This is a genomic window from Rahnella sp. JUb53 (assembly GCF_004346065.1).
GTDB classification, from domain to species: Bacteria; Pseudomonadota; Gammaproteobacteria; order Enterobacterales; family Enterobacteriaceae; genus Rahnella; species Rahnella variigena.
Window position 1 is genome coordinate 135,407 of sequence record NZ_SLYT01000006.1, and the last position, 24,056, is coordinate 159,462.

27 protein-coding genes are annotated in these 24,056 nt (G+C 53.9%); 12 read left to right on the forward strand and 15 right to left on the reverse strand.

The window, feature by feature from the left end:
• The first annotated feature begins 5 nt into the window (after positions 1-5).
• The 8 genes from potH to EC840_RS15595 all read left to right on the forward strand — a co-directional run bounded on the left by potH (position 6) and on the right by EC840_RS15595 (position 9,108).
• A complete protein-coding gene (gene potH / locus EC840_RS15560; protein ID WP_112289373.1) occupies positions 6-959 on the forward strand; it encodes a putrescine ABC transporter permease PotH in 954 nt (317 codons plus the stop codon).
• The gene (gene potI, locus EC840_RS15565) at positions 956-1,804 is read left to right on the forward strand and encodes a putrescine ABC transporter permease PotI (protein ID WP_129639878.1); all 849 of its coding nucleotides are present in this window, start codon (positions 956-958) and stop codon (positions 1,802-1,804) included. The genes potH and potI overlap by 4 nt, the downstream gene beginning before the upstream one ends.
• 48 nt (positions 1,805-1,852) lie before the next feature.
• Positions 1,853-2,338: a YbjO family protein gene (locus tag EC840_RS15570; RefSeq protein ID WP_112289371.1), complete on the forward strand. Its 486-nt coding sequence runs from the start codon at positions 1,853-1,855 to the stop codon at positions 2,336-2,338.
• Between the two features lie 71 nt (positions 2,339-2,409).
• Positions 2,410-3,540, forward strand: coding sequence for a 23S rRNA (uracil(747)-C(5))-methyltransferase RlmC (gene rlmC / locus EC840_RS15575; RefSeq protein WP_129639879.1), 1,131 nt, complete (start codon positions 2,410-2,412; stop codon positions 3,538-3,540).
• Between the two features lie 204 nt (positions 3,541-3,744).
• Positions 3,745-6,855, forward strand: a complete 3,111-nt coding sequence (locus EC840_RS15580; protein ID WP_132966025.1) for a T6SS effector BTH_I2691 family protein — start codon at positions 3,745-3,747, stop codon at positions 6,853-6,855.
• On the forward strand, positions 6,840-7,610 hold the full coding sequence (locus EC840_RS15585) for a DUF6708 domain-containing protein (RefSeq protein ID WP_132966027.1): 771 nt from the start codon (positions 6,840-6,842) through the stop codon (positions 7,608-7,610). The genes EC840_RS15580 and EC840_RS15585 overlap by 16 nt, the downstream gene beginning before the upstream one ends.
• A 233-nt stretch (positions 7,611-7,843) precedes the next feature.
• Positions 7,844-8,353 carry a DUF6708 domain-containing protein gene (locus tag EC840_RS15590; protein WP_243701076.1) on the forward strand — a complete coding sequence of 170 codons (510 nt, stop codon included), beginning with the start codon at positions 7,844-7,846 and terminating at the stop codon, positions 8,351-8,353.
• Positions 8,338-9,108: a DUF6708 domain-containing protein gene (locus EC840_RS15595; protein ID WP_243701077.1), complete on the forward strand. Its 771-nt coding sequence runs from the start codon at positions 8,338-8,340 to the stop codon at positions 9,106-9,108. Before EC840_RS15590 ends, EC840_RS15595 begins: the two co-directional genes overlap by 16 nt.
• A gap of 75 nt (positions 9,109-9,183) precedes the next feature.
• On the opposite strand, the gene fliR is transcribed toward EC840_RS15595, so the two are convergent.
• The 13 genes from fliR to fliF form a co-directional block, all read right to left on the reverse strand.
• Positions 9,184-9,969 carry a flagellar biosynthetic protein FliR gene (fliR, locus tag EC840_RS15600; RefSeq protein WP_120163041.1) on the reverse strand — a complete coding sequence of 262 codons (786 nt, stop codon included), beginning with the start codon at positions 9,967-9,969 and terminating at the stop codon, positions 9,184-9,186.
• Between the two features lie 3 nt (positions 9,970-9,972).
• Positions 9,973-10,242 (reverse strand): flagellar biosynthesis protein FliQ, encoded by a 270-nt coding sequence (gene fliQ / locus EC840_RS15605; RefSeq protein ID WP_104922231.1) that lies wholly within the window; start codon positions 10,240-10,242, stop codon positions 9,973-9,975.
• A 163-nt stretch (positions 10,243-10,405) separates the two neighbouring features.
• Positions 10,406-11,143, reverse strand: a complete 738-nt coding sequence (fliP, locus tag EC840_RS15610) for a flagellar type III secretion system pore protein FliP (protein WP_120163065.1) — start codon at positions 11,141-11,143, stop codon at positions 10,406-10,408.
• Positions 11,144-11,166: 23 nt separating this feature from the next.
• Positions 11,167-11,523: a flagellar biosynthetic protein FliO gene (fliO, locus tag EC840_RS15615; protein ID WP_232829993.1), complete on the reverse strand. Its 357-nt coding sequence runs from the start codon at positions 11,521-11,523 to the stop codon at positions 11,167-11,169.
• A gap of 80 nt (positions 11,524-11,603) precedes the next feature.
• The gene (fliN, locus tag EC840_RS15620; protein ID WP_112291796.1) at positions 11,604-12,020 is read right to left on the reverse strand and encodes a flagellar motor switch protein FliN; all 417 of its coding nucleotides are present in this window, start codon (positions 12,018-12,020) and stop codon (positions 11,604-11,606) included.
• On the reverse strand, positions 12,013-13,029 hold the full coding sequence (gene fliM / locus EC840_RS15625; protein WP_132966031.1) for a flagellar motor switch protein FliM: 1,017 nt from the start codon (positions 13,027-13,029) through the stop codon (positions 12,013-12,015). The genes fliN and fliM overlap by 8 nt, the downstream gene beginning before the upstream one ends.
• Before the next feature lie 7 nt (positions 13,030-13,036).
• Positions 13,037-13,534: a flagellar basal body-associated protein FliL gene (fliL, locus tag EC840_RS15630; protein WP_120163038.1), complete on the reverse strand. Its 498-nt coding sequence runs from the start codon at positions 13,532-13,534 to the stop codon at positions 13,037-13,039.
• 185 nt (positions 13,535-13,719) lie between these two features.
• Complete coding sequence (locus EC840_RS15635) at positions 13,720-15,102, reverse strand: flagellar hook-length control protein FliK (RefSeq protein WP_132966033.1); 1,383 nt, start codon at positions 15,100-15,102, stop codon at positions 13,720-13,722.
• A complete protein-coding gene (fliJ, locus tag EC840_RS15640; RefSeq protein WP_112291790.1) occupies positions 15,099-15,545 on the reverse strand; it encodes a flagellar export protein FliJ in 447 nt (148 codons plus the stop codon). The genes EC840_RS15635 and fliJ overlap by 4 nt, the downstream gene beginning before the upstream one ends.
• 26 nt (positions 15,546-15,571) lie before the next feature.
• Entirely contained in the window at positions 15,572-16,936 is a 1,365-nt protein-coding gene (gene fliI / locus EC840_RS15645) for a flagellar protein export ATPase FliI (RefSeq protein WP_112291788.1), read from the reverse strand.
• A complete protein-coding gene (gene fliH, locus EC840_RS15650; protein ID WP_165929045.1) occupies positions 16,936-17,691 on the reverse strand; it encodes a flagellar assembly protein FliH in 756 nt (251 codons plus the stop codon). The genes fliI and fliH overlap by 1 nt, the downstream gene beginning before the upstream one ends.
• Before the next feature lie 7 nt (positions 17,692-17,698).
• The gene (gene fliG / locus EC840_RS15655) at positions 17,699-18,691 is read right to left on the reverse strand and encodes a flagellar motor switch protein FliG (protein ID WP_112291784.1); all 993 of its coding nucleotides are present in this window, start codon (positions 18,689-18,691) and stop codon (positions 17,699-17,701) included.
• Positions 18,688-20,397, reverse strand: a complete 1,710-nt coding sequence (gene fliF / locus EC840_RS15660) for a flagellar basal-body MS-ring/collar protein FliF (protein WP_112291782.1) — start codon at positions 20,395-20,397, stop codon at positions 18,688-18,690. Before fliF ends, fliG begins: the two co-directional genes overlap by 4 nt.
• A gap of 283 nt (positions 20,398-20,680) precedes the next feature.
• Here fliF and fliE point away from each other — a divergent pair, with 283 nt between their 5' ends.
• Positions 20,681-20,995 (forward strand): flagellar hook-basal body complex protein FliE, encoded by a 315-nt coding sequence (gene fliE, locus EC840_RS15665; RefSeq protein ID WP_120163032.1) that lies wholly within the window; start codon positions 20,681-20,683, stop codon positions 20,993-20,995.
• A 402-nt stretch (positions 20,996-21,397) separates the two neighbouring features.
• On the opposite strand, the gene EC840_RS15670 is transcribed toward fliE, so the two are convergent.
• Positions 21,398-21,685, reverse strand: a complete 288-nt coding sequence (locus EC840_RS15670) for a hypothetical protein (RefSeq protein WP_132966037.1) — start codon at positions 21,683-21,685, stop codon at positions 21,398-21,400.
• Between EC840_RS15670 and EC840_RS15675 the strand changes: the two genes are divergently transcribed.
• Positions 21,635-22,540, forward strand: a complete 906-nt coding sequence (locus EC840_RS15675; RefSeq protein ID WP_112291802.1) for a bestrophin family ion channel — start codon at positions 21,635-21,637, stop codon at positions 22,538-22,540. The genes EC840_RS15670 and EC840_RS15675 overlap by 51 nt on opposite strands.
• 145 nt (positions 22,541-22,685) lie before the next feature.
• A complete protein-coding gene (locus tag EC840_RS15680; protein ID WP_112291778.1) occupies positions 22,686-22,925 on the forward strand; it encodes a hypothetical protein in 240 nt (79 codons plus the stop codon).
• 73 nt (positions 22,926-22,998) lie between these two features.
• Here the strand turns inward: EC840_RS15680 and EC840_RS15685 are convergent, their stop codons facing one another.
• On the reverse strand, positions 22,999-23,463 hold the full coding sequence (locus EC840_RS15685; protein WP_112291776.1) for a GNAT family N-acetyltransferase: 465 nt from the start codon (positions 23,461-23,463) through the stop codon (positions 22,999-23,001).
• Positions 23,464-23,792: 329 nt separating this feature from the next.
• Between EC840_RS15685 and EC840_RS25290 the strand changes: the two genes are divergently transcribed.
• Complete coding sequence (locus EC840_RS25290) at positions 23,793-23,966, forward strand: hypothetical protein (RefSeq protein WP_165353196.1); 174 nt, start codon at positions 23,793-23,795, stop codon at positions 23,964-23,966.
• The last annotated feature ends 90 nt before the right edge of the window (positions 23,967-24,056 follow it).

The window sequence follows — 24,056 nt, forward strand, 5'->3', positions numbered from 1 at the left end:
TGAAAATGTCTGTAATCTCCGAAGCGCCGGCCAGTAAACCTCCGGGCGGATTTAAAGCTTTCACGGGTCGTCTGCAACAACGCCATGGCCGCAAACTGGTTATCCTGCTGCCGCTGGTGTGGTTCCTGCTGCTGTTTTTACTGCCTTTCCTGATTGTTTTCAAAATCAGTTTTGCAGAAATGGCGCGGGCTATTCCGCCGTATACCGATCTGGTCTCCTGGTCAGACGGTATGCTGGATATCGCGCTTAACATCGCCAACTACATCGGCCTGACGCAGGATCCGCTGTATATCGATGCCTATCTGCAATCACTGCAAGTGGCGGCCATATCGACACTGCTTTGTCTGCTGATTGGATATCCGCTGGCGTGGGCGGTGGCGCACAGCCGCACTTCGACGCGCAATATCCTGCTGTTGCTGGTGATTTTACCGTCGTGGACCTCATTCCTGATCCGCGTCTATGCCTGGATTGGCATTCTCAAAGACAACGGTGTGCTGAATAACGTGCTGCTGTGGCTGCATGTTATCGATCAGCCGCTGGTAATTTTGCATACCAATCTGGCGGTTTACATCGGCATTGTGTATTCGTATCTGCCGTTTATGGTGTTGCCGATTTACACCGCGCTGACCCGCATGGATTACTCGCTGGTGGAAGCGGCGCAGGATCTGGGCGCTCGTCCGATGAAAACCTTCTTCAAAGTGATAATGCCGCTGACCAAAGGCGGGATTATTGCCGGTTCGATGCTGGTCTTCATTCCGGCGGTAGGGGAATACGTGATCCCGGAACTGCTCGGCGGGCCGGACAGCAATATGATAGGTCGTGTTCTGTGGCAGGAATTCTTCAACAACCGCGACTGGCCGGTGGCTTCCGCTGTCGCAGTGGTCATGCTGTTGCTGTTGATCATGCCCATCTTGTGGTTCCAGAAATACCAAAACAAAGAGCTGGGAGACAAAGAATGAATCAGTTACCGGTTGTCCGTTCGCCGTGGCGAATTCTTATTCTGGTGCTCGGCTTTACGTTTTTGTATGCCCCGATGCTGATGCTGGTTATTTATTCGTTTAACAGCTCCAAGCTGGTAACGGTCTGGGCGGGCTGGTCTACCCGCTGGTATACTCAGCTTTTTCACGATTCCGCGATGATAAGTGCAGTCGGAACCAGTCTGACCATTGCCACCGCTGCCGCCACAATGGCGGTGATTGTTGGTACGCTGGCCGCAGTGGTGATGGTGCGTTTTCAGCGGTTTCGTGGTTCGACCGGTTTTGCCTTTATGCTGACCGCGCCGCTGGTCATGCCGGATGTCATTACCGGTCTGGCGTTGTTGTTGCTGTTTGTGGCGATGGGCCACGCGTTTGGCTGGCCTGCGGAGCGCGGCATGTTCACCATCTGGCTGGCGCACGTGACGTTTTGTAGCGCGTACGTAGCCGTGGTGGTCTCTGCGCGTTTACGTGAACTGGACCGTTCGATTGAAGAAGCGGCAATGGATTTAGGTGCAGCGCCGCTGAAAGTGTTCTTTATTATCACGCTGCCGATGATTTTACCGGCGCTGATTTCCGGCTGGTTGCTGGCGTTTACGTTGTCGCTCGACGATCTGGTTATTGCCAGTTTTGTCGCCGGACCGGGTTCGACCACTTTACCGATGCTGGTCTTTGCCAGCGTGCGTATGGGCGTCAACCCTGAAATAAACGCGCTGGCGACGTTGATCCTGCTGGTGGTTGGGATCATCGGCATGATTGCCTGGTGGTTTATGGCGCGTGCCGAAAAGCAGAGAAGAAAGGAAATTCAGCGCGCTGCGCAGCGCGAATGATTAAGGGGATAGTATGAGTATTAACAACAATAAGGAAATCATGAGGAAGTGAAACTGGCATTTATCCCTGTTCCCGTGATGATAGGTGCGTCGGCAATTGTCGCGACGCGCTTACTCGAATTCATTTTACTGTTCGATGCCATGGGCTTTTCAGGGCTGATGAGTTTTATCGAAGTCAGTGCAGAGTCCTGGCTGAACTGTTTCATCATGCTGGCCAGCTTGCTGATTGTTCTGGTCGAATGCCGTGCTGCCTATGCCATGATGCGCGGCCGTCGCTGGGGGCGCCGGGCGTTTATCGGTTGTCAGGTGATTGTGGTCGGTTACATGCTGCTGGCCTCATTTGACTGGTTCGGGCCACGCATCTTTCGCTTTAACGTCGAAACTCAGGGCGAATTTCTCTATGCGCTGCTGATGCAAAAAATCCCTGATATGGTGGTGCTTTTCCTGTTGTATGCGCCTGCCAGCAGCCGCAGATACTTCTCGCGTAAAAAGTCGAACGAAAAAAGCAGCCCGTCACAAATAGCCAAAGCGTAAGTGAGCCTTTCCCGGCGCGCAGTGGTAAACTGCGCGCCAGTTTTTTCCGCATAATCTGACCGGACTTTTTCATGCATTGCGCACTTTACACCGCAGGAACCTGCCGTTCCTGCCAGTGGCTCGACAAACCTTATTCACAACAGTTAGCCGACAAGCAGCAGGATCTCAGTGATTTGCTGTCAGATTTGCCGGTGGGTGAATGGTGTGAACCGGTCACCGGCGCGGAAAGTGCCTTTCGCAATAAAGCCAAAATGGTGGTCAGCGGCAGCGTGGAGCGTCCTTTACTTGGGATGTTGCACCGCGACGGCACGCCGGTGGATTTGTGTGAATGTCCTCTTTATCCGGCCAGTTTCCCCGCAGTATTTTCAGTCCTGAAAACCTTTATTGCCCGCGCCGGACTGACGCCTTATAACGTGGCGCGTAAGCGCGGTGAGCTCAAATTTCTGTTACTGACCGAAAGCCAGAAAGACGGCGGCATGATGCTGCGTTTCGTATTGCGTTCTGAAACAAAACTGGCGCAACTGCGCGCCGCGCTGCCGTGGTTGCAACAACAGTTGCCGCAGCTCAGGGTAATTTCTGCCAACATACAGCCGGTACATATGGCGATCCTCGAAGGCGATACTGAAATCCCGCTGACGGACGTGCAGCGTCTGGAAGAAGACTTTAACCATGTGCCGCTGTTTATCCGTCCGCAGAGTTTCTTCCAGACCAACCCGGTGGTGGCTGAAAAACTCTACGCTACGGCGCGTGACTGGGTGAGGGCGCGGGGTGATATTCAAAGCATGTGGGATTTGTTCTGCGGCGTCGGCGGTTTTGGTCTGCACTGCGCAACGCCGCAGATGAAACTGACCGGTATCGAAATCAGCGCGGAAGCTATTTCCTGTGCAAAAGAATCGGCGGCGCGTCTGGGGTTGCAAAACGTCGAGTTTCAGGCGCTGGATTCGACCGGTTTCGCGACCGGCAAAGGCGAGGTGCCGGATCTGGTGCTGGTGAATCCGCCACGTCGCGGCATCGGTAAAGCGTTGTGTGAGTACCTGAGCCACATGGCGCCCGACACCATTCTTTATTCAAGCTGTAACGCTAACACCATGGCGCAGGATCTGGCATTACTGCCGGATTATCACATTCTGCGTGTCCAGCTTTTCGACATGTTCCCGCATACCGCGCATTACGAAGTGATGGCATTATTAGAGCGGCGATAATATATCCCGACCGGTCAGCGGAACGATTAATCAGAACATATAATCAGCTCAGATAGCTGCGGCTTATCCAATCCACAAAGCCACAACATATTGTGATATAAGGATATTTATTCCTCATTTGTGCCCGCGGATAAATTTTCGTAATGTCTCCCGGCGACTTTGATGTGGTACATTAACCGCATTAATCATAAGGGAATTATTTTCATGGATATGAAAGAGCAGGCACAGCGAAACAGCGATGCCGCCCATCAGGCGGCGGCTACCCCATCAGGTTGTAAGGCCTGCCAGCGTACCGGCATTCCGGTATTTCCGTTACGTGTGGCCGTGGTTCCCGGCAGCCTGATGCGAACCGACTGGCATCCGTCGGTTCCTGAACAGACTGTTACCCTCGCCAGCCGTGAATTCAAATATTCCCTGCGTACTCTGCGCATGGGCTACCTGTATGTGCTGCTCGATAAAAGTGTCTGGCAGGCGTACGAGGTGACCGCCGAGGGTTGCCTGCGGCAGTTTAATGCCCATGAGATGCCCGAAGGAATGACGGTAAATCCGCTGGCAGAAGCCTGCCGAACAGCGGGTCACGACATCATCGCAAGCTTTATTAATCTCGATGACAACCTGTACAGCGAGGCCTGGCTGGCGTTCAGTTCTGATCCGTGGACGCAAACCGTGCTCGATGATTACCAAAACTTCCTGCGCCCGGACAGTCGTTTCACCAAAATCTCTCTCTCTGATCTGAAGGATGCACCGGCAAACCTGCCCGGAGCGCTGGTTATCGATCCGTCACTAACGTCGTTGAAAGAGAACGTGGCGGAGTTTTCGACGGTGTTTTTCCCGGACGTGATCCGGATTGGTGAGAAGGTATCGGGCAGTGTACACGGTTTTTATCCGCGCCGGGATCCGGACAAACAGCGCCAGATGGGGATGAAAATCGCGGAAATGGGGATGCGCTACGATTGCCGGATAGTGGCACTGCCGCTGAATGACAGTGTGGGCGTGGTGCAGGAGCTGAACAATAGCCGGATGCAGATAGCCGAGTACACCCAGGCCTATATTGAGCAACCCGGCGTTTTTCACCGGCATATGATTTCTGAAGCCATCACGGATTACCTCCGGAAGCTAAAAACCGGCATCGCTGAAAACGCGCATCCTGAATTTGACCTTGACCCGTCAATGTATGTGCTGGCCGGACCATCATTCGGAAAAGCACCGCGCATGATTTCAAAAGATGATGTGGCGGAAGCGAGCTTCTCAGAGCAGCGTGCCCGGCTGATGACCAACTATGATGAACCTGCAAGGGCGAAATTTGCGCAGGAATTTGAAGACTATTTCAGCACCCCCCAGCGTTTGCTGACGGCGATCGATAATGACCTCGCGGCCTGGTACCGGTCTGAGGAATGGCTGTCGCTTATCCACCATGACTACTCCCCGGAGACCAGCGTAAACAGTTGGGTGGCACAGACCTGCACGCTGGCGGCCTGTGTACAGGGGGGCGCGATGGGCGCGGCGACAGATAAGGTCTGGCAGGAAGAGTGGCTGACGAAAGGCACCTCTCCTGCCTATCTGGGCTTTACCGGCATGGATCCATCACAGCTGGACAGCGTATTCAACTTTGGTAACTACAAAACTATCCTGACCTCGGATGATTTTGCGAATGCGCTGAAAAGCCCGATTGTGCAACGAAGCCTGAGTAGCAGGATGCTGGCGGCCAGCGGATCCGTCGGGCGACTGGGGGACAAGCTGGACGAGTCAGCCCGCAAGGGGTTTATGTGGATGACCCAGGCCGCGATGCTAAGCGCCGGTGAGCCGGTGGTGCTCCTGCGCTACCGGACGACGGTGGGTGAGTTGCAGGCGCAACTGCAGCATTCTCCGGCACTGGCCTTGTCGGTGGCAAGTCATAGCGACGTCTTTGGCGGAACAGGTCATCAGGGGAGCAGTGCAGCACGGATAACCGCCATTATGGCGGCTCAGGGGAAAATGCGGGATAGGGTCGTCGACGTCGAATTCAGTGCGCCGGGAACGGTTGCAGGGTTGCGCAAGATGACCCCGGCTGCCGGTGTTACGCAAAAAGTGGCCAGCAACCCGCGGCTGCTCAGTGCATACCATGACGTGTTTATCTCCGGACTGTCACTGGCGGAGAAAGGCACAGGCGAAGCGGTGCTGCGCACAACGCCGGAGGGCCTGAGGTATTACCGTGAACTGGGGCGCCGGATGGTCAGCGGCGACAGTGCTGGCCTGATTTTGGGGGCCGGGCTGATGGGGCTGCAGATGTACCACTGGCAGAAATTGTCGGCCCGGCTGAAAGCGTCAGTAGGTAACGATGTGGATATGACGGCGGACACGGCAATCAGCACGTTGCTGCTGATTGAGGGCTTCTCTGAAGTGATGGGTTTTGCCTACAAGCTGTCAATAAAACAAAACTGGCTGATACTGAGTGCATCGGAGCAGGTACCGGTGCCCGTGCGGTTTGGCGCCGTGTTGGGTGGGATTGCGGGGGTTGTTGATGGTATACGAAACGGGGTGCATGCCAGTGAGTCCTTTGGTGCAGGAGATAAAAATGCCGGAGATTATTATGTAGCATCTGCATTTACTTCTGTTGCGGGGGGAGTTATCTCCGTCATTTATGGTGCTCAGGGAGCTTTTGCTCTGACGGCTATTACCGAAGCTGGGATTATGCTGACACCATTTGGTTTCGCGTTCCTCATGCTGATTGCGGGAGCAATGCTGGCGGCGAAAGCCAGTGCCCTGCGCAGTACACCGCTTGAAATCTGGCTGCGGCGTACCTGCTTTGGCATTCCGGCCAGGCGGCATCCCGGGGATATCGTCTGGCATGCGGAAAGTATGAATGACCTGGCGGAGGCCATGGTGGATTACCGGGCGATTGTCAGCGGAATGGTGGCGGATGTGGCATTCGGGGGCACCACTACGCTCCAGACGGTGCCCTATAGTCGGGTAGAGTTCAGGGTGGCGCTGCCTGGCTGGGATGCCGCGAAAGGAGGCTGGTCGGTGAAAGTGACCCGTGACGGTGACAGCGGGGTGCTGTTTTCTGAGTCACAGGGTGCGCCCGGCCGGGATGACCATCAGCAGAGTATGCGTGCATCGGATTACTACGCCGGTACCCATGAGCTGACGGTCGAGCAGGGGACACTGGTGATGAACGGCACTGTCTGGGCGGAACAGAGCCGGACGCCGGGCGTCACGATGGTGGCGGACTACTGGGTAGACAGCGCAAAGCCGGATACGCAAATGAGCCTGACCGTCAGAGCTGAACCATCGTGGGTGAACAGTGACACCACGCAGCAATGGAGCATCAAGTGATGGGGAGAAGAACATCCCGGCTGATTAAACCGGTCAGAGGCTGGAGTGAAGACCTGCCTGATCCGGAAGAAGAACAAAGGGTGTATCCGCGTCTGATCCGGGTGAATGAAATTAATGATGTGTGGATGGAAATCCCTCGTTATGTGAATTATGGGTGGGGGGGGCAATGGTTTGCTGCTTGGGTTTCTATATTGGCTTTTGGGATTCTATTTTCTCTCGGTCTTTTTCCAGATTTTTTTTCTGATATATCATCTTTTTTATTAGGCAGCCTACTGATTTTTCCATCAGTTTCACTGGTCATTTATATCTTTAGATCTGCTCTGTTTGAACCTCGTGGCGCACCTGTTCGCTTTAACCGTAAGCAGCAAAAAGTGTATGTCTACGAGTATAAAAAAAGCATCTGGCCGTGGGCTCGCTGGCCGGTGACGATCAAGGTATTTGACTGGGCGGATATTCAGGGGGAGCGGGTTGAGATGTCCGGACATGCGGACTGGGGGCACCGTGTTTACTGCGCGGTTTGCCGTCCGGGCACGTATCAGGTGGTGGATCGCTTTGTCCTGACCTGGACCGTGGGCAGTATCCATGACGTGTATGGACTATGGAGCGCCTGTTGCCAGTATATGCAGGGAAAAGCCGTGTCTGATAAACCGCTTCGAACCGATACACCGCCGGACTGGACGCCGTTCAGAACCGTCCGCTGGCCTGAAGAAATGGATAAGGCTTCCCGGGCCGTGCCTGAGTGGAGCATCAAATGATGGGGAGAAGAACATCCCGGCTGATTAAACCGGTCAGAGGCTGGAGTGAAGACCTGCCTGATCCGGAAGAAGAACAAAGGGTGTACCCGCGTCTGATCAGGGTGAATGAAATTAATGATGTGTGGATGGAAATTCCTCGATACGTGAATCATGGATGGGGGAGCTCGTGGTTTTTTGGAATAATGGGTGTGTGTTGTCTTATTTTTCTTACATCGCTTTACTCGGAAATAGGAATGCTTTCGACTCCTGTCGGATTATTGCTTATTTTTGCATTACTTTCTTTCGTGGTGTTTCTTTTAAGAACCGCGTTTTTTGAACCTCGTGGCGCGCCTGTTCGCTTTAACCGTAAGCAGCAAAAAGTGTATGTCTACGAGTATAAAAAAAGCATCTGGCCGTGGGCTCGCTGGCCAGTGACAATCAAGGTATTTGACTGGGCGGATATTCAGGGCGAGCGGGTTGAGATGTCCGGACATGCCGACTGGGGGCACCGTGTTTACTGCGAGGTTTGCCGTCCGGGCACGTATCAGGTGGTGGATCGCTTTGTCCTGACCTGGACCGTGGGCAGTATCCATGACGTGTATGGACTATGGAGTGCCTGTTGCCAGTATATGCAGGGAAAAGCCGTGTCAGATAAACCCCTTCGAACCGATACACCGCCGGACTGGACGCCGTTCAGAACCGTCCGCTGGCCTGAAGAAATGGATAAGGCTTCCCGGGCCGTGCCTGAGTGGAGCATCAAATGATGGGGAGAAGAACATCCCGGCTGATTAAACCGGTCAGAGGCTGGAGTGAAGACCTGCCTGATCCGGAAGAAGAACAAAGAGTCTATCCGCGTCTGATCCGGGTGAATGAGATCAATGATGTGTGGATGGAGATCCTTCGTTATGTCAATTATGGATGGGGGGGGCAATGGTTTGCTGTTATCCTTTTACTCTGCTGCTCACCATTATGTTTATGGTTTCTCCTGCTACCGGGATTTTTCCACAACGTCCCAACATCCCTGATTTTTATGATCATCACTGCTTGTTTTTTTCTAGTTTCATTTGTTTTAATTCATCTCAGGTCTGTTCTGTTTGAACCTCGTGGCGCACCTGTTCGCTTTAACCGTAAGCAGCAAAAAGTGTATGTCTACGAGTATAAAAAAAGCATCTGGCCGTGGGCTCGCTGGCCGGTGACGATCAAGGTATTTGACTGGGCGGATATTCAGGGGGAGCGGGTTGAGATGTCCGGACATGCGGACTGGGGGCACCGTGTTTACTGCGAGGTTTGCCGTCCGGGCACGTATCAGGTGGTGGATCGCTTTGTCCTGACCTGGACCGTGGGCAGTATCCATGACGTGTATGGACTATGGAGTGCCTGTTGCCAGTATATGCAGGGAAAAGCCGTGTCTGATAAACCCCTTCGAACCGATACACCGCCGGACTGGACGCCGTTCAGAACCGTCCGCTGGCCTGAAGATATGGATAAAGCTTCCCGGGCCGTGCCTGAGTGGAGCTGAGCTCATTTAACCCCGATGGCAGCGAAAAGCTGGGTTTGTTGTTGTAAATAACTGTGCAGTACTAAAAGCCAGGCGTTAATCCATCGCCAGCTGATTCATGATCAGCACGATCTTATCCAGGATCTCACTGAACAGATGCTCGCTGAACGGGGCGAGCATCGGCATCATCAGGCCTATCGCCAGAATACCGATGCTGAGCGTCAGCGGGAAACCGATAACGAAAACGGAAAGCTGTGGCGTGACACGGTTTAACAGGCCGAGCGCCATGTTCAGCGTCAGCAGCAATGTCACAATCGGTAATGCCAGCATCATTCCGCCGCTGAACACGATACTGCCCGCTTTGGCGACCGCCATAAACCCTTCGGCATTGACCGGATTATGGCTGATAGGCAGGGTGTGGAAGCTGTCAGCCAGCAGGGAAATCAGCCACAGATGCGCGTTAAACGTCAGGAACAACAGCACCGCCAGCAGGTTTAAAAACTGCGCCAGCAGCGGAGTGTTCAGGCGATTGCTCGGGTCATAAAACGTGGCAAAAGAAATCCCCATCTGCAAACCCATAATCTCACCCGCCATACGAATAGCCGCAAATGCCAGTTGCATGGTGATGCCTAACGCGGTGCCAATCATGATTTGCTGCATCGCCAGCCACAGCGCGGGGGTGGAGAAAATCGGCGTGTCCACCGGTGGCAGAGAGGGGGCAATCAGGAAGGTAATCATCATCCCCAGACCGAGTTTCACCCGGTTAGGGACTGACTTTTCACTGGTGATCGGCGCAGTGCTGATCAGCGCCAGAATTCGCAGCAGAGGCCAGAAATACATGCTCAGCCATCCGGCGAGCTGGGTGCTGTCGAAGGAAACCATAGATTACCCAATGATGTACGGCAGGTTGGAAAACAACGTGCGCATGTAATCGAGCAGCAGATTTAGCATCCACGGACCGGCGATAACGATAGTCGCTACCACAGCCAGGATCTTAGGGATGAATGACAGCGTTTGTTCGTTGATCTGCGTCGCCGCCTGCAACAGGCTGACGATAAGCCCGGTGACCAGCGCGGCCAGCAACAAAGGCGCAGCAACGGCTAATGCCACTTTCATCGCCTCATTGCCCAGTGCCATTACCGATTCAGGAGTCATAAGATTCTCGTAAAATGCGAACCTGCTTGGGCTAGCTCACTTGCCATTTTGTCCTCCGGCAGTGCTCGCACTCCTCACGTACTTATGTACGCTGCGGGTGCTCCGCGCTGGCGGCGAACAAACTGGCTGCGACGCTGACGCCCATTAAGTTTTGCGTTTTGAATTAACTGTAAAAACTCTGCGCCAGTGATCCGAGCAGCAGTTGCCAGCCATCGACCAGGACGAACAGCATCAGCTTGAACGGCAGCGAGATGGTGGCAGGTGGCACCATCATCATCCCGAGGGCCATCAGTACGCTGGCGACCACCAGGTCGATAATCATGAACGGAATGAATACGGTGAAGCCAATCTGGAACGCCGTTTTCAGTTCGCTGGTCACGTAGGCCGGCAGCAAAATACGCATCGGCACCGCTTCCGGACCCGCCAGCGGAGGGATGTTCGCCAGTCGTGCATACAGCGCAAGGTCGCTTTCACGGGTCTGGCGCAGCATAAACTGGCGTAAAGGCTGAGCGCCTTTGTCCATCGCTTCCTGCATGGTGATTTTGTTTTCAGTAAACGGCTGATAGGCATCGCTGTAAATTTTGTCGAATACCGGCGCCATGACGAAAAAGGTCAGAAACAAACCCAGCCCCAGTAATACCTGGTTTGGCGGCGCAGAGGGTGTACCCAGCGCATTGCGCAGCAGGCCGAGCACGATAATGATGCGGGTGAAACTGGTACACATCAGCAGCATTGCCGGTAACAGCGTCAGCGTGGTGATAAATACCAGCGTCTGGATCGGCAGTGACCAGTTTTGTGCACCGTTGGACATCTGCTGGCTGATGATCCCCGGCAGTTGCGCGAATGCCGACGGGCTGATTAACAGCAGCAGCGGCAGGCAAAAGGTAAGGGGGGATTTCATTATTTTCTTCACGACGGACAGAGTCATGCCTGCTTTCCCGGACGTTTCAACATTTTCTGCATCAGCTGACGGAAATCAGCGGGGGCGTTATTGGGATGGCCTGAATCCGGCGTCTGTTCAACCGGCGGCGCGCTCAGGGTATGCAGCGGGGTGATGTTTTGCGCGGTCACGCCCAGCACCAGCCAGGTGTTATCGACTTCAACAATCACCACTTTCTCACTGCGTCCGACCTGCACGCTGGCAGTCACTTTCAGCAGCTTGTTATTTTTCGACTGTGGCGCGAAACCGGCGCGCTTCACCACCCAGCCGATAAACAGGATCAGCAACAGAATGCCGCCAAGCACGGAACTGACCTGCGTCAGCACAGAACCGGCGGGCATTGCCTGAGGCGCTGCCTGCGTGGTGGCATGGTTTACCGGGCCGGAAATGTACGGAGAATCCGTCGCGGTATTCTGGCTCATCAGCGGCTCAGACGACGCATACGTTCGGATGGCGTGATGATGTCGGTGATGCGCACGCCGTATTTATCGGCGACGACAACCACTTCACCCTGGGCAATCAGATAGCCGTTGATCAGGATATCCAGCGGCTCTCCGGCCAGACCGTCGAGTGCCACCACCGAACCCTGCGAAAGTCGCAGCAGTTCTTTGATGGTCATTTTGGTGCGACCTAATTCAACGGTCAGTTTCACCGGAATATCGAGGATCATGTCGATATCCTGCAAACTGCCGGTTCCGTCCTGGGCACCCAGCGCGGCGAAAACACCGTCAGTTGACGCTTTCGCGCCGCCCGCAGACTGTTGTTCGTTAAACGCATCAGCCCATAAATCGTCAACGTTATCCGATCCGGCGTCAGACGGTTTATTGGTGTCACTCATGGGGCTGTTCCTCATCTAGAGAATTTAAAATTGGGTTGATCAAATGTTCAACGCGCAGGGCGTATTGTTCGTTTAAGGTGCCATATTGGCTGGTCAGCACGGGCACGCCATCGACATGGGCAATCAGACGATCCGGTTTTTCAATCGGCAGAACATCGCCCGGCTGAAGCTTGAGGATCTGCGACAGGCGCAGCGGAATTTCGACGAAATTCGCCACCAGTTCCAGCTCTGATTGCTGAACCTGAGTGACCAGATTTTCGCGCCACTGACTTTCTTCATTACGTGAGTTTTCGACCGGCGGATTGGTCAGTAACTCACGCAAAGGTTCGATCATGCTGAACGGAATACAGATGTTGAAATCACCGCTCAGCGCACCAATCTCCACGTGGAACGGCGTGGTCACCACGATATCGTTCGGGGAAGAGGTGATGTTGGTGAATTTGATCTGCAATTCCGCACGGACATATTCCACGCTCAGCTTGTAAACACCGCTCCAGGCATCTTCGTAGGCATCGAGTGCCAGCGTGAGCATGCGTTTGATGACCCGCTGTTCAGTGTGGGTGAATTCGCGTCCTTCCACTTTGGTCGGAAAACGGCCATCGCCACCGAACAGGTTATCCACCGCGATAAACACCAGGCTTGGCGCAAACACAAACAGAGCGGTGCCACGCAAGGGTTTCAGGTGGATCAGGTTGAGGTTAGTCGGTACCGGCAGGTTGCGGGCAAACTCGTGGTAAGGCTGGATTTTGATCGGCCCTACGGTGATGTCCGGGCTACGGCGTAACAGGTTAAACAGCCCCATACGGAAATGACGGGCAAATCGCTCGTTAATGATTTCCAGCGCCTGTAACCGCTCGCGAACAACGCGGCGTTGTGTCGTGGGGTCAAAAGGTTTTACGCCGTCATCAGCCGCGGCGGCCTGTGCGGTTGCCGTATTATCGGGTGCGCTGTCACTGTCACCATTGAGCAGCGCGTCGATCTCGGCCTGTGAAAGAAAGCTGTCGCCCATAATTTGTTTATCGCAGTATGAAAGCAGTGAAAAGCACGTCGTTGATCACCTGAGGGGGCTGACCTTTGACAAGTGGCGCATCCAGAACTTGTTTGATGTCCTGAACCAGCTGTTGTTTACCGGCTTCGCTGACTAAATCAGAGGTTTTCTGACGGGACAGGAGCAACAGCAAACGGCTGCGGACTTCAGGCAGATATTCGTTAAGCGTAGCGCGGTTCTTTTCATCCGGCAGACGCAAGGTCAGGCCGATATACAGCACGCGATCCGGGTCGTTATCCGGCGTTTGCAGGTTAACGGTGAAGGTGTCGAGCGCCAGGAAAATAGGGGCCGCAGGCGGTTCATTCTTCTTCGCTTCCGCAGCCTGCGCTGCAGTTACGGGCTGTTTATGCAACATCCACCAGGCGTAACCGGCTGCACCACAGGCTCCGATGGCAATCAGTAACAGCAGAATCATCATTAACGGGCGCTTTTTCTTACGCGACGCCGAGAGAGCAGAGTCAGACATGGATGAGGCGATTTCCTGTAAGTATGAGCAGAGTTGCGAGGGAACCGCGAAGCTGCTGAGTCAATTCTGACAATGATTATCCCGCTTATCCTGTTGTTCAATAGTCAGAATAGGCGGGAAAAATAAGGTCAGCTCTGCCGTTTGAATTAAGGTCGCACAGGCAGGGCTGAAACATCAGGTAACGATTATGCGAAGATATCCACGCTATTGTTGCCACCGATCCGCTGGGCGATAGACGCCGGAACCGGCAGGGCGTCGCTGGCAGATGTCGTGCCGCCGCCATTAAATGCAGCCCAGCTGGCCGCATTCCCTTGTTGTGAACCGGACTGACCGCTTTGCTGCTGCGCCTGTTGCCACTGCGAACTGTCGCTGCCGACGCTGCTCTGACCGAGGCTGATGCCGTTGTCGGCCAGCGCCGTTTTCAGATCCGGTAACGCGGCTTCAATGGCAGAGCGCACGCCGCTGTGGCCGGAGACAAAGTGCAGCTGCGCCTGATTGTTTTCAATCTTCATGCTGATTTGTATCGAACCTAAATCTTCAGGATGCAGACGAAGTTCAGCGGTTTGTTGTCCCTGACGGTTAAACATCATCACCTGCTGACCGAGCTGCTGCTGCCATTCCGGCGTACCGAGCTGTGCGTTGAGCAGCGGGGTAGACGGGGCGGTAACCGCGGTGGTGGTGGTCGGCGTGGTGGAAACCGGCGCAGATGAAACGGCAACCGCCGCGGTGTTCAGCTGATTCAGCGACTGCGTGCTGTTATCCAGCGCGCTGCTGTCGTTCTGCTGTAACGCTGCGGCATTGCCGCTGGCGGCGCTCATTGAAGCCAGCGCACTGCTGAAATCAGGTGTATTTGCGGTCGTGGCTTTACTGGCGGCATGTTGTGATGACGCGGTCGTCGTATTCGCCGCAGTGGCAGCTTTCGGATCGGTATCGGTGACGGCAGTTTTACCGTCACCGGTCAGTAAAGAAGACGCGGTCAGACCAGAAAGCAGCGAGCTTTTTTTGTCTGCACTGGTGGCGTCATCGCTGGGGGTCTGCGTTGCCATCGCACTGGCGGTTTGCACCTGCTGTGCCGGTTGCTGCTGCGCGGCTAACTGCGCGAACAGCGCCTGCAATGGCAGGGTATTGGCATCGTCAGTTTTGCTGTCTTTGTCTTTATCGCTCAGCCCGGCGTTTTTTACCGTCGATGCATCGCTGCCTTTCAGGCTGCCATTCGGCAATACCTGAATGGCGGCAATCATTTTGCTCAAATCACTTTCATCAAGCATCAGACTGCCGTCGTTTTCGCCGGTGGTCACCGCCTGAGTCAGCGTGGCTTTATCGACAGTTTCGCCTTTGGCTGAAATCTGCTGACCGAGTTTGGCTAACGTGCTGGTCAGTTTAGGGTCGAGTTTCGAGCCGAGCTGGGCTTCCAGCTGGCTGGCGAAATCGGCCGGTGAAGTCGCCGTGCTATCGCTGATCGCTGATGCGTCAGCCGCAGAAGCGGTTGCTGATGATGAACTGCCGGACGCCGCGCTCGCGGTGGTCTTTGCCGTGGTCACGGCAGCAGGCAAAATATTCAGATTCATGATTGTTTCTTCCTGTGTGCGCTGCGCTGGGCGAACTCATCGTTCTGTTTTTGATCGAGCTTGTTTTCCAGAGAACGCTGTTGCTCACTGGCGCGGGATTGCAACGTCTGGTAGGCATTGAGCCGTTGCTGCTTGTCCTGCCACTGGTTTACGGCGGCGTTAAGCCGCTGATCCCACTGCTGTAATTGTTTGCGGTGCTGATCAATCGCCACTTCCAGCGTGCCGATAAACTGCTGGTAGTTCTGCCAGGTATTCGCCGCAATCCCGCCGGTCATGGTGGTATTGAGCTTTTCCCGGTACTCACGCTGATAGTTGAGCAGCATGGTGAGCTGTTCTTCAGCCTGATGATGTGACTGCCTGATTTGCCCCAGATGACTGGTGGCCTGATCCAGCGCTTTTTGCGCCAGAGAACAAAGGGTGATCAATGGTGATGCGTTTTCCATCTGATTTACCTTTATCGGTTAAAAAGTTAGCCCGGGAACAACATATTCAGTTCCAGACAGGCGTCTTCGTAGGTACTGCGTTCCATGATGTCCTGCTGGAGGAAGTTCTCCATTTGCGGATACAGTTTTATCGCGCGGTCGAGCATCGGATCGCTGCCTGCGGCGTAAGCGCCGACGCTGACCAAATCGCGATTGCGCTGGTAGCTGGACAACAGTTGTTTGAAATTACGCACACGCCCGTACTGCGCGTCATCAATCAGCGATGTCATGGCACGGCTGATAGACGCTTCGATATCAATCGCCGGGTAATGTCCCGATTCCGCCAGACGGCGTGATAACACGATGTGCCCGTCAAGAATGGCGCGGGCAGAGTCAGCAATCGGATCCTGCTGGTCGTCGCCTTCAGTCAGTACGGTATAAAACGCGGTGATCGAACCACCGCCGCTGATGCCGTTACCGGCGCGCTCGACCAGCGCAGGCAGTTTGGCAAACACGGAAGGCGGGTAGCCTTTGGTGGCCGGAGGTTCACCGATAGCCAGCGCGATTTCACGTTGCGCCATCGCATAACGAGTCAGGGAATCCATAATCAGCAACACGTGCTGACCGCGGTCACGGAAATCTTCGGCGATGCGCGTGGCATACGCCGCACCCTGCATACGCAGAAGAGGGGAAACGTCAGCCGGTGCGGCGATAACCACCGAACGGGCGCGACCTTCGTCACCTAAAATGTTCTCGATAAAATCTTTTACTTCACGGCCACGTTCACCAATCAGCCCGACGACGATCACGTCGGCTTTGGTGTAGCGCGCCATCATGCCGAGCAGCACGGATTTACCGACACCGGAACCGGCGAACAGACCCATGCGCTGACCGCGACCGACGGTGAGCAGGGCGTTAATGGCGCGGACGCCGACGTCCAGCACATCGGTGATCGGTGTACGTTGCAGCGGGTTAAACGGTGGCGTAATCAGTGCGGCGCGATAACCGGTATCCGGCGGCGGCAAACTATCGAGCGGTTTGGCGCTGCCATCCAGCACGCGGCCCAGCAACTGCGGCCCCAGCGGCAGTTGTTTGCCTGCGCTCTGACCATCCGCGGCGATACGGGCATAAACCCGCGCACCTGGCAAAATCCCTTCGACTTCTTCCAGTGGCATCAGGAACAGACTTTGTCCGTTAAAGCCGACCACTTCACTTTCGACTTCCTGCACTGCTGGCCCGTCGTGGCGCTCAATCAGACACGTTGCGCCCAAAGGTAACTGCAGGCCGGTGGCTTCAAGGACCAGACCCGTTGCCCGCGTCAGACGGCCATAACGGCGAACCGACGGCGTGCGGGCCATGCGTTTTTCCGCGTCATCAAGCGTTTTCAGCAGGCGGCTCAGGCGGGCGGTCATCAGAGATCTCCCGGTGCCGCAAGACGGCACAGTTCATGCCAGCGGGTAGCCAGTGACGCGTCCATGTCGCCATCTTCCGCGCTGACTTTGCAGCCACCGCTGTGGATCTGGCTGTCGGCAAGCAAACGCCAGCCGTTCATGCTCAGGCTGGCACCAAGCTGTTGCTCGACGCGCTCGAAATCGGCCGGATTGACACGCAGCTGCGGTTTGCCTTTAAACATCGGCTCCTGCTGGATCAGCTGTTGAATCTGATTAAGCAGGGCAGAACCGTCACAAATCGGTGCCTGACCAATAATCTGTTTGGCAGCGGTCAGCGCCATCTGCATGAGTCGCGAGGCGATCACGCTGTCCAGGGCATCCAGCGTTTGCTGGAAATCCGACACCATATGCTGCCAGTGCTCAGTCAGTACGGCCTGCTGTTGCTGGCCTTCCTGCAAACCCTGTTGCTGTCCGGCTTCCTGACCTTGCTGGAAACCGGCGGCGTAGCCTTGTTTCTGACCGGCTTCCAGACCCTGCTGGAAACCCTGCTGTTCAGCGCGACGTTGCAGATTCAGCAATTCGTTCTGATCGACCTGAAGTTTGGGTTGTCCGTCGTCCGGCTCCTCTTCGCTGTCAGCCAGCAAAGGTTCATCGGGTTTGCTGAAAACAGGGACTGCGAGGTCGCCCGGTCTCCACGGCTGCCACGGCAAGGCATTAATACGTTCGGCGTTACGCTCTTCAGCGGTTTTCTTTTCCGGCGCAGGTTTGTCGGACATCGGGTTATCAGACATAGGAGTCCTCGCCGCCGCCAACCATCATTTCGCCGGATTCTGCCAGACGACGCACCGTCTGCAGGATAGCTTTCTGTTCGTTCTCGACCAGAGACATACGCATCGGGCCGCGGTTCGCCAGGTCGTCGCGCAGGATATCGGCCGCACGCTGGGACATGTTGCGCAGGAACTTGTCGCGCAGCGGCTGTTCCGCCCCTTTCAGTGCCACCAGTAACGATTCGCCTTCGACTTCCTGCAACAGGCGCTGGATACTGCGGTCGTCCACGTCCACCAGGTTTTCGAACAGGAACATCTCGTCGATAATTTTCTGTGCCAGCTCGCCGTCGTAACCACGAACGGCTTCGATAACCGCTTCTTCCTGCTGCGTTTTCATCAGGTTGATGATTTCTGCCGCAGTACGAATACCCCCCATCTTCGAACGTTTGAGGTTCTGGCCGTCGAGCAGGTTGTTCAGCACTTCGGTCAGTTCCGCCAGCGCCGCTGGCTGGACACCGCCGAATGTGGCGATACGCAACATGACGTCGTTACGCAGACGCTCGTCGAACAGCGCCAGAATATCTGCCGCCTGACCCCGTTTGAGGTGGACAAGGATGGTGGCGATAATCTGCGGATGCTCGTCGCGGATAAGATCGGCAGCCATCAGCGGTTCCATGAAGTTCAGTGTCTCCATGCCGCTGGTGGTTTCGCGCGATTCCAGAATGTCTTCCAGCAGGCTCGACGCACGTTCCTCGCCGAGCGCTTTGGTCAGAACCGCACGCAGGTATTCGCTGGTGTTCACGCTCAGCGCCGCGTACTGCTCGGACTCGTCTTCAAACTCGTTAAGGACTTCCGCCAGTTGCTTGTTAGAAATCTGATGGATGTTGGCCATCGCGCCACTGATTTGCTGGACTTCGCGAGGGGAGAGGTGCTTGAACACCTCCACCGCGCGGTCTTCGCCCAGGGTTATCATCAAAATGGCGCTTTTTTCGGTTCCGGTCATAGTCATGGTTGTTCGGTACTCATCCATTGGCGGATAACCAGGGCGACGATACGAGGATCCTTATCGGCCAGCTCCTGAACACGTTGAGTCTGCACTTCGACGCTGACGCGTTGCTGTGAACGCTTACGTTTCTCCAGCTCGTCGTTGCTGAGTTTGACCGGTTTGCTGCCTTCAGGCTGCGGCAGGGACGCGGCAAGAGCGGCTGCCGCTGCGGCATCTTTCTCTGCCTGCTGTTTGCGCAGCATCGGACGAACCATCTTGCGCCACAGCAGCCAGGCCACAATCAGCACCAGTAACCAGCGACCGGCATTGAGCAGTTGATCGAAGAACGCCTGTTGTTTCCAGAATGGCAATTCGCCGGTGTCGTCGGCCGCTTCGTTGAACGGTGTATTCACCACGTTCAGCGTATCGCCGCGTTCCTGCGAGAAGCCCATCGCTTCACGCACCAGATCATCAATTTTCTTCAGCTGATCGTCAGTCAGCGGTTTGGCTTTGCCGTCCGTACCAACCTGATAGTTAACGACGACTGCCGCAGACAGACGCTGAACGGCACCGGCGCTGTGCTGGGTGTGAGTGATGGTGCGATCCACTTCATAGTTCGTGGTTTCATCACGACGACGGTTAGAAGGACCGGAAGAACTGGTATTGCTGGCGGTGTTCTGCGCGTTATTACCGGCCTGATTCTGTGCGCCGTTAGCATTATTAGCCGCTGGCGGATTGGTCACCGGCGCGGTTGCAGCCGGTGCTGGCTGATTGCTCAGCGCGCCCGGCACGCCACCAACAGCAGTCGCGCCAGTCTGATCACTGGTGCTTAACTGACGCGAACGCACTGCTGCTTTATCCGGCGAGCCGTTCGGCTGATAATTTTCATCCGTCTGTTCGCGGCTGGCGTAATCAATCTGCGCGGTGATTTGTGCGTGAACGTTGCCGTTACCGACCACCGGTTGCAGGATGGATTCGATACGACGTTGCAGGCGGCCTTCCACTTCATTGGCATATTTCAGCTGGGAAGCATTAAGGTCGCGGCCATTGTTATCGGACTGCGTCAGCAGGTGACCGCTCTGGTCAACCACAGTGACGTTAGCCGGAGGCAATCCTGAAACGCTGCTCGACACCATATAAACGATGGCGTTGATCTGACCGTCATCCAGCGCGCGACCCGGTTGCAGGTTCAGCGTTACGGAAGCGGAAGGATTTTTTTGTTCGCGGACAAACAGGGAAGGCTTAGGAATAGCTAAATGCACACGGGCGCTGGACACCGGACCGAGAGTTTCGATGGTGCGGGAGAGTTCACCTTCCAGCGCGCGTTGGTAATTAATCTGCTCGCTGAACTGACTGATACCAAACTTTTCCTGATCCATCAGTTCAAAACCAACAGCGCCACCTTTCGGCAAACCGGCAGCCGCCAGTTTCAGACGCGTTTCATACACTTTATCAGCAGGAATAAGCAGTGCGCCGCCATTATCAGAAAACTGATAAGGGATATTCATCTGAGTCAGCTGAGTGACGATGGCACCGCCATCCTGGTCACCGAGGTTGCTAAACAACACCTTATAAGTAGGCTGTTTGGCCCACAGCATCATCACAACAACAATAGCCACGGCGGCCGCAGCAGCGATGGCGATAGGAATTTTTGGGTTGGCGCGCAGGCGATTAAGCAACGCAGTAAAACCGCTTCGAGGGGTTTCTGCGCCGGCTATTGCGGAACTCATACAAGATCCCTATTTAGCTGTTGGATGGTGGTGTTCATGTTGTCTCTTAACAAAACAGACTCCCAGGTGGCGCAATCGTTGAAGCGTGACATTTATCAGTCCTCCATAAAGGCAGGCCTATTTTCTAGGTGAGCCATTATTTGCCCCTCAAGGCAAAGTTAATGGCCCGATAAGCCATGGTTTTTAGGTTCAATTACCGCGTTTAGGAAAAAACTGATGTGATAGGGTGTCATTCCATGAAATAGGCCATTTGTACCGTGACACCCCGACAGACGGAGAAAACATGTCAATTCAAGGCATTGAGAGCGTTTTACAGCAGATGCAGGCCACTGCCATCCAGGCAGGCGCGGCACCGCAGACCGATACGGCATCAGAAGCGGGTTTCGCCAGCGAATTAAAAGCGGCATTAGGCAAGATCAGCGAAACGCAGAACAACGCGAAACTGGAATCTGAAAAGCTCGAGATGGGCGTTCCCGGCGTCAGCCTGAACGATGTGATGGTCGATCTGCAAAAATCGTCAATTTCACTGCAACTGGGGGTTCAGGTCAGAAACAAACTGGTGGCGGCGTATCAGGATGTGATGAACATGTCGGTGTAAATAAACTGGTTTTCAAATTTCATAATGAAATCAATTAAATTGTACCTGTAATCCGAAGGGGTTAGCGGGGGCAGTTTATTTGTGTTTGGGAATGAAAAGAATTTATTTCCACACAATTTGGTGTTTTTGATTTTTAAAAACAAATGTCTGAAAACCGGTATTAGAAAAACAAGGCGGTAAAACGATTAATAATTGTCCTCGGCGTCTTTAGCCGCTGATTTCATTACTCTCCATGCCACCAGCGCTGCCAGCAGAATAAAGATAACCAGAGAAATAAGTAAAATTGTCAAAGCCCTAATCCTTCAATGTATTTGGAAGGTCGCCGTGGACTGTCGCCATGTACTGAAGCGGATGTTCAAACTATAGCGGCAGTTGAAGCACTGCGGCGAAAATGAACATCATTCAGTGAATACAAGAATTGCGGCTCAATACTATTATCGGCACGAAGTAACCACAACGTGAGGGGCAGAGGAGAATTGTTGCAAATTGTTTAGTTACGTTATTATTGCAATGTAATGGGTTGTAAGCGGATTCAAGAAAAAATGTTACCAATGTCACAAAATTGTCCTTTGCATGTGCAGGTTTATTTGCAAGAATCGCAAAAAAAATCGCTTCACCTGCATAAAGCACCTGCTCAAAATGATAATCCGTCCTCCCCGTCACTGGTTCTTGCGTTTGTTCGCCTGGCATGGCTCCGTCCTGCCCAGTATTTTGTTCCGTCTGAGTCTCAATCTGCTGATGTCACTGGCTGCTATCCTCAGTCTGCCCTGGTACGAGACGCTGGGCGTTAAGCTCACGCTGGCGCCTTTCAGCCTGCTCGGGGTGTCCATCGCAATCTTCCTCGGCTTTCGAAACAGCGTGGCCTATTCACGCTATACAGAAGCCCGGCAGCTGTGGGGCGGATTGCTGATTGCCTGTCGTACGTTGCAAAGTCAGGTGATGGCGGTATGTCCGGGTGAGGCGCAGCGTGTGACAGCACTGTTGCTGGCATTTTGTTACAGTCTTAAACATCAGTTGCGCCACAGCGATCCGCGTCCTGATCTGGAGCGTTTGCTGGGTGAGGATGCAGAAGACATTCTGTCGCGCCGCGCACAAACCAACATGGTGCAGCTGCGGCTGTCGCAATGGCTGGCCGAACGTCGCCGGACCGGCGAGCTGTCAGATGTGGTGTATGCACACATGGACACCACACTTTTACAGCTTTCTCAGGTGGTCGGCGGGTGCGAGCGCATCGTCAGTATGCCGATCCCGTTTGCTTACGGTCTGTTGCTGCACCGGACGGTCTATTTATTCTGTAGCCTGTTGCCGTTCGCGCTGGTCGTTGATCTGCATTACATGACGTTGCTGGTGTCGGGATTTATTTCCTACACTTTCCTGTCGCTGGACACGCTGGCGGAAGAGCTGGAAATGCCATTTGCTTATGCCAATAACCACCTGCCGATGGATGCCATGTGTACCAATATCGAGATTAACTTGCGTGAGATGAACAACCAGACGCAGCTGCCGGATACGCCAGTGCCGGATAAACATTTTCGTCTCAGCTAGATGTGACGGATTGCACGGAATGAACATTATTTGTGCGATGAATGGGCAAAACTCTTAATATTCACAAGACTGTCATAATTACGAAACAAAAGTGAAATAACCTGTTTGGGCAAACACAAATCCAATCTGTTCTCACGAGGTATTTATGTCAGTCATTCAGGCCAAATCATTGCACGAAGCCGAAGACCTGCTTAATTCCGGTATAGTGAAAAAAGTCGAACTGGCTTTTAATATTAACAGTGATGAGTTTTTTAAACTCGCGCTGGAATGCGGTGACCGGGGTGCGAAAATCACTAAGGGCAAAGAACACTTTGTTATCACCTTCAAAAAGTGGGTTATTCCTTCCAATGATCTCACGGCAACGAAAAGCAACGTTTTGATGTAATGGCTTTTCGCGTCTCCATAACACTGTCAGAAGGCAGCGTTATGGAGATATTTGTTTTCCTGCCTGTAACGCTTTATGCCACCGCTTTCATCATATAAACACTGAGCGGATCCGGTGCCTGCTGATAATCCCCAAATGCCTGCGTCCGTGAATAACCCAGTTTCTCGTACAGGGTAATGGCCTTTTCCTGAAACACGCCCGTTTCCAGAAACAGCTCCCGGTGTCCCAGCGCTTTCAGTTTCTTTTCCATTGCGGCGATCAGCAGTGATGCGATACCTTGCCCGCGAAACAAAGGATTTACATAAACCCGTTTCATCTCAGCCAGCCCCTGTCGGGTAATGTACAGGCAGGCGCAACCGGCCCAGTCGTCATCTACCTTCGCCATGAAACAGGTAATTTCACCTTCATCAAGCTCAGTGATGTTAATCCCCTGAAAAGATTCAGGCGGATAAAGCGGGTATTGATACGCGTCCAGCTCTGCAATAAGCCGGGTTAAATGCGGGTGGGTGGCATCGGTTTCAAAAATCTGGGCACTCACAGCGTGGGCTCTCATCGCAACAAAATGGACACGTATTCTTAACCGGAATTACACCAAAAACAAGGGAGCAAATAAGGGAACTGTGGCTGAAAGCCGTGCAGACGCAGGAAGAGTGTGAAATTTAATGATGATCTGGAAACGTCTGTCAGAGTTGTCTGATTTTCAACCACTGCGTTCTTTTTATAGGTTATACCTAATTCATTTCAGTAACATTTATCCGACGTGATTAATGTATACAATGAAATAACTCTGTGTGATTAATAGAAGGCGCATGATCACTCAGGGTGCAAAGCAGTAAAATATAAGAAATTGATTCTAAGGATAAAAATATGGCTGTCTATCCTGTTGGCGTTTTTGTCACGCTTACTTTTACACCAGGTTTGTTTGAAGTTGTCGCTGTGCTGGATGAGCTTACGCCAGTGCAATACCAGGTCATGAATGTGGAGACCGGGAATGTGATCCGGGTGAATGAAAACTTCATCCGGGGGATTATAAAACCCTAAACTTCAACGCATTAAGCTTAAGAGATCAGAGGCCGGACAGGAAAACTGTCCGGCCTTTCTTATTCATCAGGTTCATCAGGAAACACGTTT

Excerpts from the sequence above, each read along its gene's own strand:
- fliR (WP_120163041.1), bottom strand. The coding sequence starts at position 9,969 with ATGGTTTCCTTCGACAGCACCCAGCTCGCCGGATGGCTGAGCATGTAT.
- fliF (WP_112291782.1), bottom strand. The coding sequence starts at position 20,397 with ATGAGTTCCGCAATAGCCGGCGCAGAAACCCCTCGAAGCGGTTTTACT.
- EC840_RS15675 (WP_112291802.1), top strand. The coding sequence starts at position 21,635 with ATGATAATCCGTCCTCCCCGTCACTGGTTCTTGCGTTTGTTCGCCTGG.
- fliJ (WP_112291790.1), bottom strand. The coding sequence starts at position 15,545 with ATGGAAAACGCATCACCATTGATCACCCTTTGTTCTCTGGCGCAAAAA.
- potI (WP_129639878.1), top strand. The coding sequence starts at position 956 with ATGAATCAGTTACCGGTTGTCCGTTCGCCGTGGCGAATTCTTATTCTG.
- fliH (WP_165929045.1), bottom strand. The coding sequence starts at position 17,691 with ATGTCCGACAAACCTGCGCCGGAAAAGAAAACCGCTGAAGAGCGTAAC.
- fliP (WP_120163065.1), bottom strand. The coding sequence starts at position 11,143 with ATGAAATCCCCCCTTACCTTTTGCCTGCCGCTGCTGCTGTTAATCAGC.
- potH (WP_112289373.1), top strand. The coding sequence starts at position 6 with ATGTCTGTAATCTCCGAAGCGCCGGCCAGTAAACCTCCGGGCGGATTT.
- EC840_RS15680 (WP_112291778.1), top strand. The coding sequence starts at position 22,686 with ATGTCAGTCATTCAGGCCAAATCATTGCACGAAGCCGAAGACCTGCTT.
- fliI (WP_112291788.1), bottom strand. The coding sequence starts at position 16,936 with ATGACCGCCCGCCTGAGCCGCCTGCTGAAAACGCTTGATGACGCGGAA.
- fliN (WP_112291796.1), bottom strand. The coding sequence starts at position 12,020 with ATGAGTGACACCAATAAACCGTCTGACGCCGGATCGGATAACGTTGAC.
- fliE (WP_120163032.1), top strand. The coding sequence starts at position 20,681 with ATGTCAATTCAAGGCATTGAGAGCGTTTTACAGCAGATGCAGGCCACT.
- fliG (WP_112291784.1), bottom strand. The coding sequence starts at position 18,691 with ATGACTATGACCGGAACCGAAAAAAGCGCCATTTTGATGATAACCCTG.
- fliL (WP_120163038.1), bottom strand. The coding sequence starts at position 13,534 with ATGTCTGACTCTGCTCTCTCGGCGTCGCGTAAGAAAAAGCGCCCGTTA.
- fliO (WP_232829993.1), bottom strand. The coding sequence starts at position 11,523 with ATGCCCGCCGGTTCTGTGCTGACGCAGGTCAGTTCCGTGCTTGGCGGC.
- fliM (WP_132966031.1), bottom strand. The coding sequence starts at position 13,029 with ATGGGCGACAGCTTTCTTTCACAGGCCGAGATCGACGCGCTGCTCAAT.
- EC840_RS25290 (WP_165353196.1), top strand. The coding sequence starts at position 23,793 with ATGGCTGTCTATCCTGTTGGCGTTTTTGTCACGCTTACTTTTACACCA.
- EC840_RS15635 (WP_132966033.1), bottom strand. The coding sequence starts at position 15,102 with ATGAATCTGAATATTTTGCCTGCTGCCGTGACCACGGCAAAGACCACC.
- rlmC (WP_129639879.1), top strand. The coding sequence starts at position 2,410 with ATGCATTGCGCACTTTACACCGCAGGAACCTGCCGTTCCTGCCAGTGG.
- EC840_RS15585 (WP_132966027.1), top strand. The coding sequence starts at position 6,840 with ATGGAGCATCAAGTGATGGGGAGAAGAACATCCCGGCTGATTAAACCG.
- EC840_RS15580 (WP_132966025.1), top strand. The coding sequence starts at position 3,745 with ATGGATATGAAAGAGCAGGCACAGCGAAACAGCGATGCCGCCCATCAG.
- EC840_RS15670 (WP_132966037.1), bottom strand. The coding sequence starts at position 21,685 with ATGCCAGGCGAACAAACGCAAGAACCAGTGACGGGGAGGACGGATTAT.
- fliQ (WP_104922231.1), bottom strand. The coding sequence starts at position 10,242 with ATGACTCCTGAATCGGTAATGGCACTGGGCAATGAGGCGATGAAAGTG.
- EC840_RS15590 (WP_243701076.1), top strand. The coding sequence starts at position 7,844 with ATGCTTTCGACTCCTGTCGGATTATTGCTTATTTTTGCATTACTTTCT.